Annotated in this window: 16 protein-coding genes and 1 rRNA gene; 5 read left to right on the top strand and 12 right to left on the bottom strand. The window is 70.1% G+C overall.

The features are described 5' to 3' along the window. Nucleotides 1-335: 335 nt before the first annotated feature. Nucleotides 336-905 carry a M48 metallopeptidase family protein gene (locus ACCP09_RS09220; protein ID WP_027932272.1) on the bottom strand — a complete coding sequence of 190 codons (570 nt, stop codon included), beginning with the start codon at nt 903-905 and terminating at the stop codon, nt 336-338. 166 nt (nt 906-1,071) lie between these two features. Here ACCP09_RS09220 and ACCP09_RS09225 point away from each other — a divergent pair, with 166 nt between their 5' ends. From ACCP09_RS09225 to ACCP09_RS09235, 3 genes are all read left to right on the top strand, one after another. After that, nucleotides 1,072-2,184 (top strand): ThiF family adenylyltransferase, encoded by a 1,113-nt coding sequence (locus ACCP09_RS09225; protein WP_433744951.1) that lies wholly within the window; start codon nt 1,072-1,074, stop codon nt 2,182-2,184. After that, entirely contained in the window at nt 2,181-3,527 is a 1,347-nt protein-coding gene (locus ACCP09_RS09230; protein ID WP_433744973.1) for an ABC1 kinase family protein, read from the top strand. The genes ACCP09_RS09225 and ACCP09_RS09230 overlap by 4 nt, the downstream gene beginning before the upstream one ends. A 538-nt stretch (nt 3,528-4,065) precedes the next feature. Then, nucleotides 4,066-5,007 (top strand): hypothetical protein, encoded by a 942-nt coding sequence (locus ACCP09_RS09235; protein ID WP_433744954.1) that lies wholly within the window; start codon nt 4,066-4,068, stop codon nt 5,005-5,007. A gap of 183 nt (nt 5,008-5,190) precedes the next feature. Here the strand turns inward: ACCP09_RS09235 and ACCP09_RS09240 are convergent, their stop codons facing one another. The 5 genes from ACCP09_RS09240 to ACCP09_RS09260 form a co-directional block, all read right to left on the bottom strand. Next, nucleotides 5,191-6,255 (bottom strand): methyltransferase domain-containing protein, encoded by a 1,065-nt coding sequence (locus ACCP09_RS09240; RefSeq protein ID WP_433744957.1) that lies wholly within the window; start codon nt 6,253-6,255, stop codon nt 5,191-5,193. 248 nt (nt 6,256-6,503) lie between these two features. Next, a complete protein-coding gene (locus ACCP09_RS09245; protein ID WP_157360651.1) occupies nt 6,504-6,677 on the bottom strand; it encodes a hypothetical protein in 174 nt (57 codons plus the stop codon). Nucleotides 6,678-6,754: 77 nt separating this feature from the next. After that, nucleotides 6,755-7,156, bottom strand: coding sequence for a WhiB family transcriptional regulator (locus tag ACCP09_RS09250; RefSeq protein WP_026153842.1), 402 nt, complete (start codon nt 7,154-7,156; stop codon nt 6,755-6,757). A 118-nt stretch (nt 7,157-7,274) separates the two neighbouring features. Further along, nucleotides 7,275-7,511: a hypothetical protein gene (locus ACCP09_RS09255; RefSeq protein ID WP_027932277.1), complete on the bottom strand. Its 237-nt coding sequence runs from the start codon at nt 7,509-7,511 to the stop codon at nt 7,275-7,277. Nucleotides 7,512-8,610: 1,099 nt separating this feature from the next. After that, entirely contained in the window at nt 8,611-10,671 is a 2,061-nt protein-coding gene (locus ACCP09_RS09260) for an ATP-dependent DNA helicase UvrD2 (RefSeq protein ID WP_433744976.1), read from the bottom strand. A gap of 80 nt (nt 10,672-10,751) precedes the next feature. On the opposite strand from ACCP09_RS09260, the gene ACCP09_RS09265 reads away from it, so the two are divergent. After that, complete coding sequence (locus ACCP09_RS09265; RefSeq protein WP_123683762.1) at nt 10,752-11,483, top strand: DUF4191 domain-containing protein; 732 nt, start codon at nt 10,752-10,754, stop codon at nt 11,481-11,483. Nucleotides 11,484-11,536: 53 nt separating this feature from the next. Here the strand turns inward: ACCP09_RS09265 and ACCP09_RS09270 are convergent, their stop codons facing one another. Continuing rightward, nucleotides 11,537-12,010 (bottom strand): RDD family protein, encoded by a 474-nt coding sequence (locus tag ACCP09_RS09270; protein WP_084022661.1) that lies wholly within the window; start codon nt 12,008-12,010, stop codon nt 11,537-11,539. A 173-nt stretch (nt 12,011-12,183) separates the two neighbouring features. On the opposite strand from ACCP09_RS09270, the gene glnA reads away from it, so the two are divergent. After that, on the top strand, nt 12,184-13,608 hold the full coding sequence (glnA, locus tag ACCP09_RS09275; RefSeq protein WP_027932281.1) for a type I glutamate--ammonia ligase: 1,425 nt from the start codon (nt 12,184-12,186) through the stop codon (nt 13,606-13,608). Nucleotides 13,609-13,926: 318 nt separating this feature from the next. Here glnA and ACCP09_RS09280 read toward each other — a convergent pair whose 3' ends face one another. The 5 genes from ACCP09_RS09280 to rrf all read right to left on the bottom strand — a co-directional run bounded on the left by ACCP09_RS09280 (nt 13,927) and on the right by rrf (nt 18,831). Continuing rightward, nucleotides 13,927-14,295, bottom strand: coding sequence for a hypothetical protein (locus tag ACCP09_RS09280; RefSeq protein ID WP_433744962.1), 369 nt, complete (start codon nt 14,293-14,295; stop codon nt 13,927-13,929). A 91-nt stretch (nt 14,296-14,386) separates the two neighbouring features. Continuing rightward, nucleotides 14,387-14,812, bottom strand: a complete 426-nt coding sequence (locus ACCP09_RS09285; protein ID WP_027932282.1) for an acyl-CoA thioesterase — start codon at nt 14,810-14,812, stop codon at nt 14,387-14,389. Nucleotides 14,813-14,864: 52 nt separating this feature from the next. After that, nucleotides 14,865-17,843, bottom strand: a complete 2,979-nt coding sequence (locus tag ACCP09_RS09290) for a bifunctional [glutamine synthetase] adenylyltransferase/[glutamine synthetase]-adenylyl-L-tyrosine phosphorylase (RefSeq protein ID WP_433744966.1) — start codon at nt 17,841-17,843, stop codon at nt 14,865-14,867. Between the two features lie 39 nt (nt 17,844-17,882). Further along, complete coding sequence (locus ACCP09_RS09295; RefSeq protein ID WP_123683763.1) at nt 17,883-18,626, bottom strand: type 1 glutamine amidotransferase; 744 nt, start codon at nt 18,624-18,626, stop codon at nt 17,883-17,885. Nucleotides 18,627-18,714: 88 nt separating this feature from the next. After that, nucleotides 18,715-18,831 (bottom strand): 5S ribosomal RNA (gene rrf, locus ACCP09_RS09300). Nucleotides 18,832-18,835: the final 4 nt, after the last annotated feature.

The raw sequence follows: 18,835 nt of genomic DNA on the forward strand, positions 1-18,835 counted from the left end.
CAACTGTGGCTCCCGGCAAGCCCGGCCACCGACCCGCCGGCCTTCAACCCTGCATCCCCGCAGACCGGCCAACGGCCCCGCCAGCCTCGGCCGTGCATCTCGACAGCCCAGCCACCGGCCACGCCGCCCTCAGCCCTGCACCCGGCAGTCCCGGCCAACAGCAGCGATGCCGTCCCTGACAGAGGACCCGGGGCCACCCCCGCCCGCGGCGATCCGAGTAGCGCCGCCCGCTCAACGCCGCACCCGGCATCGCTGGCCACCTGGTAAGGCCGCTGTTCCCACCCCCCTCAACAGCTCGGGGCCCCGCCAGGTTGCGGGGCCCCGAGCTGCGTTCCTCAGTCGTCGTCCAGCTCGCTGATCCCCCAACCGGCCGCGGCGGACAGGCCCTCGAGGTAGCCGATCGCCCGCTCCGTCTTCGGATAGCGCCGGACCAGCTCCCAGAACTCGGCGTTGTGCGCCGCCACCCGCAGGTGCGCCAGCTCGTGCACCAGCACGTAGTCCAGCACCCACGCGGGCACGTTCTGCAACCTGTCACTCACCCGGATCGTCCGGTCCGCCGGTGTGCACGATGCCCATCTGGTGCGCATCGGCGGGACCCAGCGGACGCTTGCCGGCAACGCCTGCCGGTCGAGGTATCGCGCTGACAGCTGCGCGCACCGCGCGAGCAGGGCGGCATCCGACTCGCGTGCCGGAGACGCCCGCTTTGTCTCCGTGCGCTGGAGCTTGCGCTCCATCTCGGCCACCCAGTGTTTTTCCTCGGCTCGGCTCATGCTCGCCGGGATGAGCACCACGAGGGTGTCGCCGTCCCGGTACGCGCTGACCGTCCGCCTTCGTCGTGCACTGCGCCGTACTTCGACCTTGAGCTGCGGGTTCGATGACTGCCCGGTGTTGTCCCGGTTCCTCAAAGAGGGCACCCGTGCGTTCGCCACCCGTCCACGGTAAAGCCAGGGGCCGACAACTCGGGAGAGCCGACTTCGAGAAGGCCCGAGTTATCCACATGATGGCCCACCTGTGGATAACTCGCGATCTTGGTTAGCGGATTCTTAGCCACCTTCCGTCACCCTGTGCTCCATGACGGACATCGGCACAAATCAGCACACGGTCTTCCTGCCCGAACGTCCCTGGCTGCGGCCGGGCCTCGAAGTCTTCGACCGCGGTCCGGGCGAGGTCCAGATCGGTCTCGACCCCAGGCACGCCATGGTGGCCAAGGACCTGCCACCCGACCTGGTGGACGCTCTGCACCGCCTCGACGGCAGTCTCCGGCTGGAGAGCCTGCTCGCGCTCGCCAAGAGCGAACACGTCGAAATCCTCCGCGACATCGTCACGAACCTGACCCGGCTCGGACTGGTCGAGGAGGCGTGGCCGCCGTCCGCCTACAACCGCGCCGCCAGCGAGGCCGCCCTGTGGTCCCTGTCGACCGGGCACCGCCACGGCGAGACCGTCGCCCGGCGACGCCACAGCGCCGTCGTGCTCTTCGGGTCGGGGCGGCTGACGGTCGCCATCGCGGTGCTGCTCGCCACGGCGGGAGTGGGGCAGGTGTGTGTCGAGGCCGCCGGCAATGTCACCGAGCACGACACCGGCAGCGGCTACACCGACGCCGACATCGGCCGGTCGCGGTCCGCCGCGGCGGCTGAAGCCATCCGGCGGGCGAACCCCGCGACCGTGACGCGCCGCCTGCGCGACGGGCGGCTTCCGGAGCTCGTCGTACTCGCCGACGCCATCGTTCCGGCGCCCGAGCTGGTCCGGCAGCTGATGCACGAGCGGGTGCCGCACCTGGCGGTGCGCGTGCGGGAAGGCATCGGGATCGTGGGCCCGCTCGTCGAACCCGGGCGGAGCAGCTGCCTGGCGTGCGCGGACCTCACCCGCCGCTCGATGGACGACCGCTGGCCCACGGTCGCGGGACAGCTCGCCGGGCGCACCCAGAAGGCCGACCTCACAACGGTCCAGGCGACCGCCGCCTTGGCGACCGGTCAGGTGCTCCGGGCTCTCGGACCGGCCGACGGTGTGCCGCCCGGCTGGAACACGACGATGGAGATCGACCCCTACGACTGCACGGTCTACCACCGCCCGTGGCCGCCCAACCCGGCCTGCACCTGCGGGGCTCGCCCGGAACCGCTGGTCAGCAACGTGCTCGCGCCGATGGCTGCGGAGGACATGGTCGACAAGGCACAATCGCAGGAGTGACCGACTTTCCCGAAGAGACCGACGACCGTGCCGATCCCGGGATTCCCCGCCGCACCGCCGCCCGCGCCGCGAAGCTCGCGAGCCTGCCGCTCGGAATCGCGGGGCGGGCGGTCGGCGGCTGGGGGCGGCGCCTGACCGGTCAGAGCGCGGAAGAAGTCAACGCGAACCTGTCGGCGAAGGCGGCCGAGCAGCTGTTCGAGGTGCTCGGCACGCTCAAGGGCGGCGCGATGAAGTTCGGGCAGACCTTGAGCGTCTTCGAGGCGGCCGTGCCCGACGAGCTGGCCGCCCCGTACCGGGACGCACTGACCCGCCTGCAGGCCGCCGCGCCGCCGATGCCGGTCCGCCAAACCCGGCGCGTCCTGGCCGAACAGCTGGGCCGGTCGTGGGAGACGCGGTTCCGTGAGTTCGACGACGCCCCCACCGCATCGGCGAGTATCGGTCAGGTGCACCGCGGGGTTTGGCACGACGGTCGCGAGGTGGCGGTCAAGGTCCAGTACCCGGGCGCCGACGAGGCACTGCGCAGCGACCTGCGGCAGCTGCAGCGGTTCAGCAGGCTCTTCCAGGCGCTCCTGCCGGGCACCGAGGTCAAGCCACTGCTTGCCGAACTGTCCGCGCGGATGGACGAGGAGCTGGACTACCGCGGCGAGGCCGACAGCCAGCGCGAGTTCGCGAAGGCCTTCGACGGCGACGACAAGGTCCTGGTGCCGAAGGTCGTCGCGAGCGCGCCCAAGGTGCTCGTGACGGAGTGGGTCACCGGCACCCCCCTCGCCAAGATCATCGCCGGCGCGGACGCCGAGACTCGCAACCACGTCGGCGCGCTCCTGGCCGAGTTCCACTTCTCGTCACCGGCCCGGGCGAAGCTACTGCATTCCGACCCGCATCCCGGCAACTTCATGTTGCTGGACGACGGCCGTCTCGCCGTGATCGACTTCGGCGCGGTGGCCCGCCTACCGCATGGCATTCCCCGCCAGCTGGGCGAGATGACTCGTCTGGCCCTCGATCACCGCTCCGTCGAACTCATGGAGTTGTTGCGCTCCTCCGGCTTCATCCGGCCTGGCACAGAACTCAGCGCTGACGACGTGCTTGCTTACCTTGCCCCGTTCACCGAGCCCCTCGCCAATGAGCGCTTCCATTTCACGCGCCGCTGGATGCAACGCCAAGCGATGCGAGTCGGCGACACCCGTGGCCGCGACTTCCGCACCGGCCGGTCACTGAACCTCCCGCCGGAGTACCTGCTGATCCACCGCGTGACGGCAGGTTCGACGGGGATCCTGTGCCAGCTCGACGCGGAGATCCCAGCACGAGCGATCGTGGAGCGCTGGCAGCCCGGCTTCGCCGACTGAGCAACACCTCCCTTTCGTTCCATTTCCATCCGGACGTCGGGGGCGACGCTCTCGCGCGAGCCCCTGACGTCCCGGAGTCCGGCGCCCCGTTCATCGCACTGATCCCGATGTTCTGGCCATCCTCACAAACACGCGCCCTTTCCCGCCCGGTTTCTTGCCTCGCAAGGTATGCCCGGCAATTGGCCAGTCCGCACCAGCATCTGCAATCCGGCCCGTTGCATCCCTGCGCCGTCTTCTCAACACATCGCTTTGCCTGCCGCCACCTCCTCGTCGTCATATCCCCGCCAGTGGGCGCAGGATGCGCGAAACTTTCACCGCCATGCGGACCGAGCTTCCGCGCTGGCCTTCGTCCTGCCTGTCCCGTCGCAACACCCACCATGCCGCAACTTCTGCCGCCGCGGGTTCCGCGGGCCGTCAGGAGCCCCAGTTATCCACAATTCCGACCAGAACCGCACGAGATGACCAGTCGCACCACCGAGTTGTCCACAGTTCCCCGTCACGTCTTCCCCTGCCTCATTTCCAGCGCAACGCTGGTCCCATGACCGAAACCATCAGCGCAACACCAGCGTGTGACTCGACTCCGGGCGAGGACGTCACCACCAGCATGCGCTTGCGCCGAGCGGGCCTGAGCCAGCACGTCATCTCGTCCCGGTGCCGTCCGGGCGGGCCGTGGCGACGGCTCCTGCCGGGCGTGATCCTGTTGAGCAACCGAGAACCCAGCCGGGACCAACAGCTGCGTGCAGCGATCTACCACGCCGGCCCGGATGCGGTGATCAGCGGCACGGATGCGTTGCAGGCTCAAGGCATTCCGCTGTCTCCGTCCCGGCGCGTCCATGTCCTGATCCCGATCGGACGTCGGATCGCGTCGCACGAGTTCACCTGGCTCGACCGCACGTCCCGCCTGCCCGAGCCGGTCGTCGTGGACGGGCTACCGTTCGCTCCGCCCGCCCGCGCCACCGTCGATCTCGCCAGGCACGAGACCGATCCGGACAGGCTCCGGCGCCTGCTCACGCTGCCGGTCTACTACGGCCTGTGCAGCGCCGAACAGTTGCGTGACGAAGTCGACGCTGGCAACCAACGCGGAACAGCAGCGGTCCGCCAGACCCTGCGCAGTCTGGGTTCGCTCCGCGACACCTACCAGCAGGGCGTGGCGCGGGAACTGCTCGGCGGTGTCCCGGTGCCGCCGCCGGTCTGGAACGTGACCATCTGCGACTCGGCCGGACGCCGGCTCGGCGTGGTCGACGCCTGGTGGGACGAAGTCGCCTTGGGCTGGATCCTCGATCCCGCACCCACCTGCTCCGACCGTCCGGCGACGAGCCACCTTCCGCTCACCGGCGCGGGAGTCGTGCTGGTCCACACCACCCCCAGCCGTCTTCGCGGTGACGCGATGGCAGTGGCGCGGGAACTCACGAGCGCGTTCGCCGCGGCAGCTCGCCGCAGGCGGCCGAGGGTTCAGGCGCTGAAGGAGGTAGCGGCATGACGAGCATTTACCAATATTCGGGTGGTAGCTTCCCCTCGATGTCACGGACGTGCTCACGAGCGCACCGGGGACACAGCCAGTGCAGAGCACCGCCCTCGCGTTCGCTGACCCAAGCCAGCGTTTCCAGCGGGTCCTCGTCCGGCTTCCGTTCAGTGCCGCAGCGAGAACAGGCAACCTGCTCGCTCATCGGCGCGATCCGAAGTGGACTGTCTGCGTTCCGAGCACGTAGATGTCCTCACGGCTGCCCAGGTACTCGGAATCCGCCGGATCGAGGAGGCGGCGCAGGACGTCCCGATCTTCCTGCGTCAGCAGCCCGTCGCCGTCCGACGCGAGCCAGGTGATGTGCTCGATCACGTAGTTGCGAACGACCTGGCTGGGTGGCGCTGGCAAGTCGACAAGACAACTGAAAGAGCCGACTTGCCCCAGCCCGGCTTTGACGAGGGCTGTGTACCAGCCATAGGGCATCCGGACCGAGCCCGGCATGCCGGCACGCATTTCTCCGAACGAGTGATCGCGGGCTGCCAGTAGACGGCGCTCCAACCCGGGTTCGCCGACGCCCAGATCCCAGGGGAGGCAGTACGTCGGTGGGCTCCCCTCAGCCAGGGCGAGCGTTCCGCCCGACTTGAGAGCAGTGACCAGGCCCTCGACTCCGGCTTGCTGATCAGGGAGGTGATGCACCATCGAAGCGGCCCAGACCAGGTCCGCGGGCTGGACGAGTTGAGCGAGGTCCACCGACGCGACATCGGCTCGGATGCTCTCGATCGAGACCTGCCCGGCGAACGCGGCGTTGGAAACAGCCTCGGGTCCGGGGTGGGCGCGGCCTACCGTCGCAGCCACAGCGCTCCCTGCCAACTCGGCTCGCGCCTGCTCGAGTTCGACCTGTTGCTGTGCAGCTGGGGGCTCGCCTCGGGTTGCAGCCTCAGGGCTTTCCAGGTCCGCCCGGGCGATGCGTTCCGCGTTCACCCGCACGATGGCTGCCCTGGCAGCAGCCTCGGCCGCCTCGAGCAGCTCCGGAACGGCGTCGACGAGAACGAGCGTGCCGCCGCCGCGGCGGGCCAACTCGGCCGCGAAGGCTGCGCTCATCCCGCCGGCTCCACTACCTGCGTCGACGATCACCGGCTGCACGCCGACGCGGCCGAGCAGGCGGGCGGCGATTCCCGCGTGGGTCGCTGCATGAAGTTCATCGGCGCGGCGCAACGCCGGTATCCGCTCGGCCCAGTCGATGTGATCGTGCGTGTGTGCGGCCATACCGGTCATTCAACACCGGCGTTCGGTCGCTCGCCGCCGTTTCGAGTGCGCTCCGAGGTCATCGACGCGGAGTGGAGCGCGTGCAGTGGCGACTGGATGCGGCGAACCTCCAGCCGCCACTGGGCGGTCATTGAAATGGATGCCCAACGGCGTCCGGCCCGGTGGTGTTCGAGAGCCTTCCTCGAAACACCACCGGGCCCAGGAGCCGATGGGCGTGACGAACCGCTACGAGCGGAGTCAGCGATCGGCTAGGCGCGGTAGCGACCTGCGCGGCGGGAAGCCCAGCGGGCCACCCGGTCCCACCGGCGGGCGGCGCGTGCGTTGGTGCGCACCGATCGCGGGCGGACGTCGTCGTGCAGGTCCTGTATTCGTGCTCTGGCCAGTTCTTCGTTGAGCAACATTCGGGTGATCTCCTTGGTCATGGGCGCGACCCCGGCGCGGGGACGCGGCGTGCTCGGATGCTTCGTCCACGACACGGGAACGAAGGGGGCTTCAGTACTCATGCGGCTGCACTCTGCTGGTCAGTGCGGTTGCGGCGCTCGATGCGCTTCTCCGCTACGGGCGTTTCCACCGGGTTCTTGCGAGGACGTCCCCGCGGCCGCTTGCGCGCGACCACGGCACCGCGCTCGAAGATCTCGCCTCCCCAGACCCCCCAGGGCTCCCGCCGGGCGAGCGCGCCGGACAGGCACGCACTCCGGATCGGGCAGTCGGCGCACCGGCTCTTGGCCAGCTCCAGATCCGCCGGTGACTCCGCGAACCACAGGTCGGCGTCGCCGGACCTGCAGGGCAGGTCGGCGTCCGGCGAGGCCACGGCATCGAAAAGCTCACCGATTCCGGATCCCGGAAGGGCGAGTTCGTCGGGTAACGCCTTCTCTGACGCGAAGGCGATTGCCGATGACATTCCCGTTCTCCTTTGTGTAGTAACGGTTTTTCGGTTGTGAGGTGGTACAAAAACACGAGGGCCGCGGATCCGAAACTCGGTTCCGCGGCCCTCGTGAGCCTGTCTCCCTGACGGGGGGTCAGAGTCTGAGCTCCGGAGGAGCCAGCGGAACGTGGAGTCGGGTCTGCTTGTCGGTCGGGACGTACGCCGGCTTGACGGCGGACACACCGGTCCCGTCGAAGCGGTCACGCAGCCGGGCGAGGATCGGCAGAGCGACGCCGGCAGTGCCGACGCCCCAGCCATTCGCGCAAGCCATCGCCGAACGGGCGAAGGGCAGAGCGATGCCAGGCTGCGTGACCGTGGTCGAAATGTTCACGTCCCAGCACCTCCTCTCGTCCTTCGCTCATCGCCGGCGGGCGACGGGCGTTCGCTTCGCGGGCGCTCTTCACCCGCTCATGCAGGCTATTGCCCCTGCCCGAGGCGGGGCAACTCATTTTTCGCAGAACTTTCCCGGACGACGAAGATCGTCCCTGAGCAGCGGTTCCGCCGCGCGAAGCGGCCCTTCTACGCGGTCAAGCGTGCGTGGCCCCGCGAGCTCGCAGCACCGCCGATGATCACGGTGACGAATGCAGCACGCTGCGCGGTCGTTCCGGCGCGCCAGGCTAGCCAGTTCCGAGTGAGCGCGCGAGGTCTTTGCGCGCCACAGGCTGCTGACCGAGCTCGCGGCTGGGCGGGCCAAGCTCCCGGGCGAGTCGCCACTTCTGGCTGGCTGCCCGGTGATACGGCCGCTTCTACCCGGCCGCTTGCCGAGGGCACGATCACGGGGGTAATTGCGGTCCGCGACCGCTGCGAATCCAGCCAGGCCGGCAATGGTCGCCCAGCGGGTGGTAGAGCAGACCGGCCACCCGGCATGCAGCCGGTCAGTAGTGGCCGCCTCGGTAAGCAACGAGCCAGAAGCGGCCCCTCGATAGGCGGATGGCCAGGAGCAGCCGCCTGGGTAGACAGTGGGGCGGGCGAGAGCGGTCGCCCTCGCGAGCGACCGGGCAGGAACGGTCACTCCACCCGCGGCGGCCAGGAACGGCCGCCGACCTCACGTCCGACCAGAACAGCCGGCTGCCGAACAACGGGGCAGGAACAGCCATCCCACCAAACGACCGATCAGGAACGGCCGCTCATCGGACAACCGAGAATCCAGCCACCCACCGGGGAACCTAGAACCACCCACCCCCTGGACCACTGAGAAACAGCCACCCACCGGGCGACCGAGAAACACCTACCCACCGGGGAACCGAGAAGCGGCCGCCGGCCGGGCAACCGAGAAACAGCCACCCACCGGGCCACTAAGAAACAGCCACCCAGTGGGCCACCGAGAAACAGCCACTCACCAGACAGCCGAGAACCGGCCGACGACCGGGGAACCGAGAAACACCCACCCACTGGACAACCGAGAAACGGCCGCCCACCGGAACAGCCGCTCAGACGTGCTCTCGGAGGAGGGACAGGACCTCGTCGCCGAAGCGTTGCACCTTTGTCGGGCCGATGCCGGATATCGCGACCAGCCCGCGCTGGTCGCCGGGGCGTTGTTCGGCTATTGCGACCAGCGTGGCGTCCGTGAAGACGACGAACGGCGGCACCTTCAGTTCGCGCGCACGCTCGGCTCGCCACTCCTTCAGCCGCGTCAGCAGGCCCTCGTCGAGGTCGCTCGGGCAGCGGGCGCAGCGTCCCAGCTTCACCTCGAGCGTGTTCGCCAGCTGTTCGCCGCACATGCGGCAGCTCGGCTTGGTCCTTGTGGTCGCCGCGCGGCGGGGCACCCGCGCCGTCGGGTGTTCCTCCGGGATCAGGCCGTACAGGAACCGGCTGCGGCGGCGGTGCCGTCGCCCGCCGGGGTGCCGCGACAGCGACCACGACAACCACAGGTGCTCCCGCGCGCGGGTGACCCCCACGTAGAAGAGCCTGCGCTCCTCCTCGATCGCCGCCTCGTCGCCGTCGGCGCGCTGGATCGGCATCGTGCCCTCGGCGAGCCCCACCAGGAACACCGCGTCCCACTCCAGGCCCTTCGCCGCGTGCAACGACGCCAGCGTCACCCCCTCGACCGTCGGCGGGTGCTGCGCCGCCGCGCGCTGCTCCAGCTCCGCGACGTACCGGCCCATCGACGCGCCCTCCACCGACGCCGCCAGCTCCTCGGCGAGCTCCACAAGCGCCAGCAGCGCGTCCCACCGCTCCTTCGCCGCCCCGCCCGACGGCGGCTGCTCCGTCAAACCGACCCGGGCCAGCACCGCACGGACCACCGTCACCAGGTCACCCGGAGGCGGATCTGCCGCGGCCGTGCGCAGCGAGACCATCGCCTGCCGGATCTCCCGCCGCTCGAAGAACCGCTCGCCGCCGCGCACCAGATACGGGATCTCCAGGTCCGTCAGCGCCTGCTCGTACACCTCCGACTGCGCGTTGACCCGGTACAGGATCGCGATCTCGCTCGCAGGCACCCCCGCGTCCAGCAGCTGCCGCACCCGCCCGGCGACCGCCCCCGCCTCCGTCGGCTCGTCGTCGAACTCCGCGAACCGCGGCTGCGGGCCGTCCGGGCGCTGCCCGATCAGCTTCAGCCGCGACCCCGCCGGCCGCCCCCGCGCGGCGCCGATCACCTTGTTCGCCAGCTCGACCACCTGCGGCGTGGACCGGTAGTCCCGCTCCAGCCGCACCACCGTCGCTTCCGGGAACCGCCGCGTGAAGTCCAGCAGCGGCCGCGGCGACGCCCCGCCGAACGAATAGATGGTCTGGTTCGCGTCGCCGACCACCGTGATGTCGTCGCGGCCGCCCAGCCACGCGTCGAGCAGCCGCTGCTGCAACGGGGTGACGTCCTGGTACTCGTCGACGACGAAGCACCGGTACCGGTCGCGGAACTCGCGGGCGACGTCCGCGTTGTCCTCCAGCGCGGCCGTCGTGTGCAGCAGGAGGTCGTCGAAGTCGAGCATCCGCGCCGCGTTCTTGACCTCTTCGTACTTGCGGTACACCTCGGCCACCTGTGCGGCCTGCATCGGCGTGTCCCGCTGCAGCCGCGCGGCCTGCGCCGGGTAGTCCTCCGGGCTGATCAGCGACGCCTTCGCCCACTCGATCTCGCTCGCGATGTCCCGCAGGATCTCCGTGTCGGTGCTGACCCGCGAGCGCTGCGCCGCCTGGGCGACCAGCCGCAGCTTGCCGTCGAGCAGGTCCCACATCCGGTCGCCCACCACGCGCGGCCAGAAGTACCGCAGCTGCCGCCGCGCCGCCGCGTGGAACGTCAGCGCCTGGGCGCCGTCGACCCCCAGCGCGCGCAGCCGCGTCCGCATCTCCCCCGCCGCGCGCGCGGTGAACGTGACCGCGAGCACCTGACCTGCGGAAACGTGCCCGGACGCGATCAGGTGCGCGATGCGGTGGGTGATGGTGCGCGTCTTGCCGGTGCCCGCGCCGGCCAGGACGCAGACCGGCCCGCGCGGGGCTGCCGCGGCGGCACGCTGCTCGGGGTCCAGCCCGTCCAACAGGCCCGTCGGGGACTTGGTCACAGGTGCGCTAGCCACCCCGGCATCCTCGCAGAGGGGACCGACAGGATCGCGTCGCCCTGCCCGGCCGTATCCTGGTTCATATGGCGGGAAAGCAGGACAAAGAGGCTGCCAAGCAGGCCAAGCGGGAACGACGCGCCGCGAGCAAGGCCCGGCGCGGTCAGATCTGGGAAGCGTTCAAGATGCAGCGCCGGGAGGACAAGGCGCTCCTCCCGTGGATGCTCGGCGCGTTCCTGGTCGTGGCCGGCGTCTTCGTCGTGGTCGGGCTGCTGCTCGGCATGCTGTGGGTCCTGTTGCCGCTGGGCATCGTCCTCGGCGTGCTCGCCGCGGTGATCATCTTCGGCCGCCGGGTGCAGCGCACGGTGTTCGCGAAGGCCGAGGGCCAGCCCGGAGCCGCGGGCTGGGCGCTGGACAACCTGCGCGGCCGCTGGAAGGTCACCCAGACGGTGGCCGCGACCACGCAGCTCGACGCCGTCCACCGCGTGCTGGGTGGCCCGGGTGTCGTGCTGGTCGGTGAGGGCGCCCCGCACCGCGTGCGGAACCTGCTCTCGCAGGAGAAGAAGCGCGTGGCCCGCCTGGTCGGCGACACCCCGATCTACGAGGTCGTGGTCGGCAACGAGGAGGGCCAGGTCCCGCTGCGCCGCCTGTCGAGCCACATGATGAAGCTGCCGCGCAACCTCCGCCCGGCGCAGGTCGACGCGCTGGAGGCCAAGCTCGCCGCGCTCGGCAACCGCGGTGGCGCCGCGATGCCGAAGGGCCCGATGCCGCAGGGCGCGAAGATGCGCAGCGTGCAGCGGGTCATCAAGCGCCGCTGACCCCATACCCGAAGAGAAGGCCCCGACCAGGCAGGTCGGGGCCTTTTTCGGTCTCAGCGCATCCGGATGACGACGGTTCCGGTGAGGCGGTCGAGCCAGCTGCGGCCGTCGGCGTTGCGGATCGCGGCCGGGATGATCACGAACGTGAGCGCGGCGCGGACGATCGCCCTGGGCACCCCGACCATCCCGGCGCCGTCCAGGCGGGCGACGCGGATGCCGGTCACGAACATGCCCGGGGTGAACCCGAAGAACGAGACCGGGACGACCGTGATGATCGCCCACACGGCGACAGCCCACAGGTTGTAGGACTGCATCGCGGCGGTGTCCTGCAGGTCGGGGCGCACGAAGAGGGAGGTCAGCAGGGACGCGGCGACCAGGTCGACGACCAGGCCGAGCAGGCGCGCGCCGCCACCGGCCACGGCGCCAACCCCCTGCTCGGGAAGGCCGAGGCGTTCCCCTCGCCAGCGCGGGGGCTCCTCAGCGCCGAGCCGAGGTGCGGACAACCACTCACCGGTCCATCTCGCCACCCGACCAGGGTATGCCGGTGGCGTGCGCCACGTCCGCCCTGGTCTGCTGGGGGATATCGCCCAACCCGTTAACCTCCGCGAAACATACGGGTGACGGTCGGGCAACACCGCGCTCTTAGCGTGAGCCGAAGAGAGTACTGCCCCCGGCAATGCGTATGAAGGAGTTACAGAGGGTGTCCACTACTCCAGACGATATCCAGCGTCTCATCGCAGATGAAGACGTGCAGTTCGTTGACGTCAGGTTCTGTGATCTGCCGGGTGTGATGCAGCACTTCACCGTCCCTGCGAAGGCGTTCGACGCGGACGCGTTCGAAGAGGGCCTGGCCTTCGACGGCTCCTCGGTGCGCGGCTTCCAGTCGATCCACGAGTCGGACATGCTGCTGCTGCCCGACCCGGAGACCGCGCGGATCGACCCGTTCCGCAAGGAGAAGACCCTCTCCATCAACTTCTTCGTGCACGACCCGTTCACCCGTGAGGCGTACAGCCGGGACCCGCGCAACATCGCGCGCAAGGCCGAGCAGTACATCGCCGAGTCCGGCGTCGCCGACACCGTGTTCTTCGGCCCGGAGGCCGAGTTCTACGTGTTCGACTCGGTGCGCTTCGACTCGCGTGAGAACGGCTCCTTCCACGAGATCGACTCGGTCGAGGGCTGGTGGAACACCGGCCGCGACGAAGAGGGCGGCAACCGCGGTTACAAGACCCGCTTCAAGGGCGGCTACTTCCCCGTCCCGCCGGTCGACCACTTCGCCGACCTGCGTGACGAGATCAGCCAGAAGCTGATCAACTCCGGCTTCACCCTCGAGCGCGCGCACCACGAGGTGGGCACCGCGGGCCAGGCCGAGATCAACTACAAGTTCAACACGCTGCTGCACGCTGCGGACGACCTGCAGTTGTTCAAGTACATCGTGAAGAACACCGCGTGGAACGCCGGCAAGACCGCGACCTTCATGCCGAAGCCGCTGTTCGGTGACAACGGTTCGGGCATGCACTGCCACCAGTCGCTGTGGAAGGACGGCCAGCCGCTGTTCTACGACGAGTCCGGTTACGCCGGTCTGTCGGACATGGCGCGCCACTACATCGGCGGCATCCTGGCCCACGCCCCGTCGCTGCTGGCCTTCACCAACCCGACGGTGAACTCCTACCACCGCCTGGTGCCGGGCTTCGAGGCGCCGGTCAGCCTGGTGTACTCGCAGCGCAACCGCTCGGCCTGCGTCCGGATCCCGATCACCGGCTCCAACGCCAAGGCCAAGCGCATCGAGTTCCGGTGCCCGGACTCGTCCGGCAACCCGTACCTCGCGTTCGCCGCGATGATGATGGCCGGCCTGGACGGCATCAAGAACAAGATCGAGCCGCCGGAGCCGATCGACAAGGACCTGTACGAGCTTCCGCCGGAGGAGGCCAAGGACGTCAAGCAGGTCCCGGCGACCCTCGACGAGGTGCTGAACAACCTCGAGGCCGACCACGACTTCCTCACCGAGGGCGGCGTGTTCACCCCCGACGTCATCGAGACGTGGATCTCGCTCAAGCGCGAGACCGAGATCGACCCGCTGCGGCTGCGTCCGCACCCGTACGAGTTCGCGCTGTACTACGACGTGTGATCCGTACTGGGTAGAAACACCCTGAGCGCGCCGGCGGCGAGGAGCGGAAAACGCCCTCGCCGTCGGCGTTCTTTATTTCCCTGGCCGGTATCCCTGCTTGGCCAGCTGGATCTGCTCGTACACGCGCGCGCAGCTCGGCGTTCGGCGTGGACCGCGTCGACAGCTGGTCCCGTTCGTCGGGCAGGTCGACCGGCACGTCTTCGAGCACGACGGTGGGCCGGTTCGTCACGCCTAGCCGAGTTCGGCGCGGGTCCGCCGTCGACCGCGGCGAACGGCTCGTCCATCAACGCGAGCGCAGGACCGGGACGCTGCCGACGATCACGCCGACGACGGCCCGGCCGCCATCGCGATGGCGAGACCCTCCGCCCAGCCGAGCAGGGTCTGTCCCAGCGATGTCCAGAACGCCCCGTGCGCGAGTTCACCGCCGAGCGCCCGGGCGTTTTCGCTTGCCGGGGCGAGGAAACGGGCGTCGACGATCCCGACCGCGACAGGATTTCCAGTGCCCGGCGTCCACGTCACCCTTCGCCGCGGCCGCGGCGATGTCCGGGAACGCCAGTTGTCGCTGAAGCCGAACTGGAACCGCCCCCTCATCACACCGGGCACGATCGCCACGCCGCCCTGGGCGGTCTCCAGGCTCACGTCGAGGTGCTGCTCCTTGAAGAAGCAGCGGCGGGGGAACCGGTGCATGGGGACTCCTCAGGCGGCACCTCTGGGCGGCAGGGAGCGCCAGGAGTCCGAGCGCCACCAAGACGCCGGCCACGCGGTGAAGGAGGTTGGGCTACTCGGCGCCGAGGACCGACAAGTCGACCCCGGCGCGCTCGAAGCGTCCGCGCGGGTCCTCGACCAGCTTGCGGCGCTCGAGGTCCATCAGCCCGAGGGTGCTGGTGATCTCCGCGGACAGCGTGCCGTCGGCCTTGAGGATGTTGTTGGTCATCCGGAACGTCTTGCCGGTGCCGAACTTCGCCTCGCACGTCGCGTAGACGGTTTCGCCGCCGCGGATCTCGCGGCGGAAGACGATGTGCGACTCCAGCAGCACGGGCGACACGTTCTCCTCACGCAGCTTGCCGCCGCCGGCGAGCTCCATCGCCTCGATGCGCGCGACCTCCCCGTAGGAGTGGTAGACGGCGTGGTTGAGGTGGCCGAGCGTGTCCAGCTCGTAGTGCCTGACCTTGATCTCCACCCGGAACGGTTCGCGCTCAGTCACGGCTCCACTGTAAAGCGAGACCGAGCCGCCGCGGGCTGGGACGTTCGCCACGTCAGGCCTCGTAGAAAAGCCTCTCGACGACGGCGTGCGCCCGGCGGGTGGTGCGGCGGTAGGAGTCGAGGAACTCCCCCGGGTCGTCGTCGGCGCCCTGCCCGAGGATGCGCGCGACCGCGGCCAGGTCGCGGCCCGAGCTGGGCACCTGGTCGACGGCCTTGCCGCGGACCAGCATCGCGGCGTTGCGCACCCGGGTCGCGAGCAGCCAGGCCTCGGTGAGCGACGCGGTGTCCTCCGGTTCGGCCAGGCCCGCCTCGGCCAGCGCGGCGAGCGCTCGTGGGGTCGAGGTGGTCCGCAGGTCCGGAACCTCGAACGCGTGCCGCAACTGGAAGAGCTGCACCGTCCACTCGACGTCGGCCAGCCCGCCCCGGCCCAGCTTGGTGTGCAGGGTCGGATCGGCTCCGCGCGGCATCCGCTCGGTGTCCACCCGCGCCTTCATCCGCCGCACCTCGCGGGCGCGGGACGCGTCCAGCCCGCCGTCCGGGTAACGGATCGGGTCGATCATCTCGATGAACCGCTCCCCCAGCTCCGCGTCACCGGCGACGAACCGGGCGCGCAGCAGCGCCTGCGTCTCCCAGACCTCGCCCCAGCGCGCGTAGTACGCCCGGTACGAGTCGAGCGTGCGCACCAGCGGACCACCGCGCCCCTCCGGCCGCAGGTCGGCGTCCACCTGCAGGGGCGGGTCCGCGCTCGGGGCGCCGAGCATCTTGCGCACCGTCTCGGCGACCGAGGACGCGTAGCGCACCGCGTCGCCGTCGGACACGCCCTCGGCGGGCTCGCAGACGAAGAGGACGTCGGCGTCCGAGCCGTAGCCCAGCTCGGCGCCACCCAGCCGGCCCATACCGATCACGGCGATCTTCGCCGCCTCACCACCCAGTTCGGCACAGCGCTTGCGGATCGCCGCGGACAATGCGCTCTGCAGCACGGCGACCCACACCGAGGACAGCGCCTCGCACACCTCGCGCACGTCCAGCAGGCCGAGCAGGTCGGCCGCGGCGACGCGCAGGACCTCGTGGCGCCGCAGCGACCGGGCCGCCGCCACCGCCGCGTTGAGCCCGGGCTGCCGGCGCACCGTCGCCCGCAGCGACTTCGCCACCTCGGCGGGCGTTCGGCCGGTCAGCCGCGCGGGGTCGCCGAGCAGTTGCAGGACCTCGGGGGCACGCACCAGGAGGTCCGGCACCAGCTTCGATGTGCCGAGCAGCGACGCGAGCCGTTCGACGACCGCGCCCTCGTCCCGCAGCACCCGGAGGTACCACGGGGTGTCCTCCAGCGCCTCGGACACCTTCCGATACGCGAGCAGCCCGCCGTCCGGGTCCGGGGTGTCGGCGAGCAGGTCGAGCAGGACGGGGAGCAGCGCCTTCTGGATGGCGGCCCGGCGGGAAACCCCGGAGGTGAGTGCGCGGATGTGCTGCAGCGCGCCGTCGGGCGCCGCGTAACCGAGAGCCGCGAGGCGTTGCGCGGCCTGCTTCGTGGTGAGGCGGAGGTCCTCAGTGGACACGCTGGCCACGGACTGCAGCAGCGGGCGGTAGAACAGCTTTTCGTGGAGCCGGCGGATCCGCTGGTTGTGCCGGCGGAACTCGACGAGCAGGATCTCGCCCTCGCCGCGGGCCATCTCGGGGCGGATGCCGATCGCCCGTCCGAGCACGCGTAGCTCGTCCGAGTCGTTGAAGTCCGGGAACAGGTGGGTGCGGCGCAGGCGGCGCAACTGCAGCCGGTGCTCGACTGTCCGCAGGAACTCGTACGACATCTCCAGCTCGGCCGCGTCACTGCGGCCGACGTAACCGCCCGAGCCGAGCGCCGTCAGGGCCTCGACGGTGGACGGCGATCGCAGGTTCGGATCGGCCCGGCCGTGGACGAGCTGGAGCAGCTGGACCGCGAACTCGACGTCCCGCAGGCCACCGCGCCCGAGTTTCAGCTCACGCTCGGCGAGCTCGGACGGCACGTGTCCCTCGACCCGCCTGCGCATCTGCTGGACGTCGGCGACGAAGTTCTCCCGTTCGGCGGCCGACCACACCATGGAGGTCACCATCTCGGCGTACTGGTTGCCGAGGTCGGCGTCCCCGGCGACCGGGCGGGCCTTGAGGAGGGCCTGGAACTCCCAGGTGCGGGCCCACTTCGCGTAGTAGGCGGTGTGGCCCTCGAGGGTGCGGACGAGGGCCCCCTGTTTGCCCTCGGGGCGGAGAGCCGCGTCGACCTCGAAGCACGCCTTGCCGACGATGCGCATCATCGTGCTGGCGAGACGGGTGGCGAGCTGCAGGTCGCCCTCGCCGACGAAGATGACGTCGACGTCGCTGACGTAGTTGAGTTCGCGGCCGCCGCACTTGCCCATGGCGATGACCGCCAGGCGGGTGTCGCCGAGTCCCTTGGGCGCCTGCTCTGCCTGCGCGATTTCCAGGCCGGTGACGAGCGCCGCTTCGGCGAGGAGTGTGAGCTGCTGGGCGACCTCCGCGTAGCGGGGCCGGTCGAGCTTGCCCTCGACGAGGTGCCCGAGGTCGGTGCCGGCGATTTCGAGGAGCAGGCCGCGGTAGGCGGTGCGAAGCGCGTTCTCCGCTGGGGCGCCTGTGCGGATCTCGCCGTCCTCCCGGACGGCGTCGAGCATGGTTTCGGCGTAGCAGTCGGCGTCGGTGCACTTGTCGGCGGCGAGGCGGGTCCATTCGCCGGGGTGGCCGACGAGGAAGTCACCGAGCGCGCTCGATGTGCCGAGGACGCCGACCAGCCGGCCGCGCAGCGTGGGGTTGTCGCGCAGGGCGGCGGTCAGGGCGGGCCAGCCCTGCTCGTCGGTTTCCCGGATGCGGTCGAGACTGCGCAAGGCCAGGTCGGGATCGGCGCTGCGGGACAGGGCGACGAGGATGTCCAGCGCTTCCAGGGCGGGCCCGGTGTCGGTCCACCAGCCGGCGGCGCGGAGGTGCTCCTCGGCACGGTCGTCGGTGAAGCCGTAGCGCGCAGGGGATCCAGCCCCTCGTGACTGCTCTGCCATCAGGGTCCACCGTAACCGTGCCGGGCTGGTCGTTGTCGATCAAGTGAGCGGAAGGGACGCCGGCGGGGCGCTCTCGAGGGCACCTTCAGCCAGCCGGACGAACTTGGTGGCAAAGGGCTGCCAGGTCTCGGCGATGTCGGCGTGGTTGCGATCGAGAGTTTCGGTGTCGAACGCGCTCGCGGGGCGGGTCGCCGCCATCTGGGGCGCCTCGTCGGCCCAGGCCTGGACGACCTGGGTGGTGGTCTCGATGTGGAACTGGATGCCGTAGGCGCAGCGGTGCAGCCGGAAGGCCTGGTTGGGGTACTTGGGAGCGGATGCGAGCAGAACGGCGCCACGGGGCAGCTGGGTGATGACGTCCTCGTGGAAGTGCATGACGTCCTGCATGAGCGGGAGGTCGGCGAAGAGCGGATCGGTCCAGGCTGCGTCCTTCTTGGCGACGAGCGCTGCCCCGACCTCTGGTCCGGACTCGCCCGGCTCGACACGCCCACCGGTGGCGACAGCGAGGAGCTGAGCGCCGAGGCAGATCGCGAGCGTCGGCAGGCTGGTGCGGGCCGCGGTCGCGAGGAGCGCCCGAACGTCGGCGAGCCATGGGTGCTTGGTGTCGTCTTCGGCGTTCATTCCGCCGCCGAGGCAGACGAGGCCCTGGTACCCGTCGAGGGTGCCGGGGAGCGGGTCCTCGGGCAGGCGCCGGAGGTCGAGTTCCGCGCCGGCCGCGGTGAGCCAGTCGCCGAGGGGCCCGATCGGATCGGACGGGTCGGGCTGCAGGACCAGGAGGCGCGTCATGCGTCCAGGATAAGGGCACAAAAACGCCCAGGGGCTCGGGAGAACGCGACGTTCTCGACCGAGCCCCTGGGCTTATTTGTGAAGTTGTGTTCGGCGGTGTCCTACTCTCCCACACCCGCGGGGGTGCAGTACCATCGGCGCTGGCAGGCTTAGCTTCCGGGTTCGGAATGGGACCGGGCGTTTCCCTACCGCCATGACCACCGAAACTC

This window comes from Amycolatopsis sp. 3B14, assembly GCF_050958625.1.
GTDB lineage: Bacteria > Actinomycetota > Actinomycetes > Mycobacteriales > Pseudonocardiaceae > Amycolatopsis_E > Amycolatopsis_E thermoflava.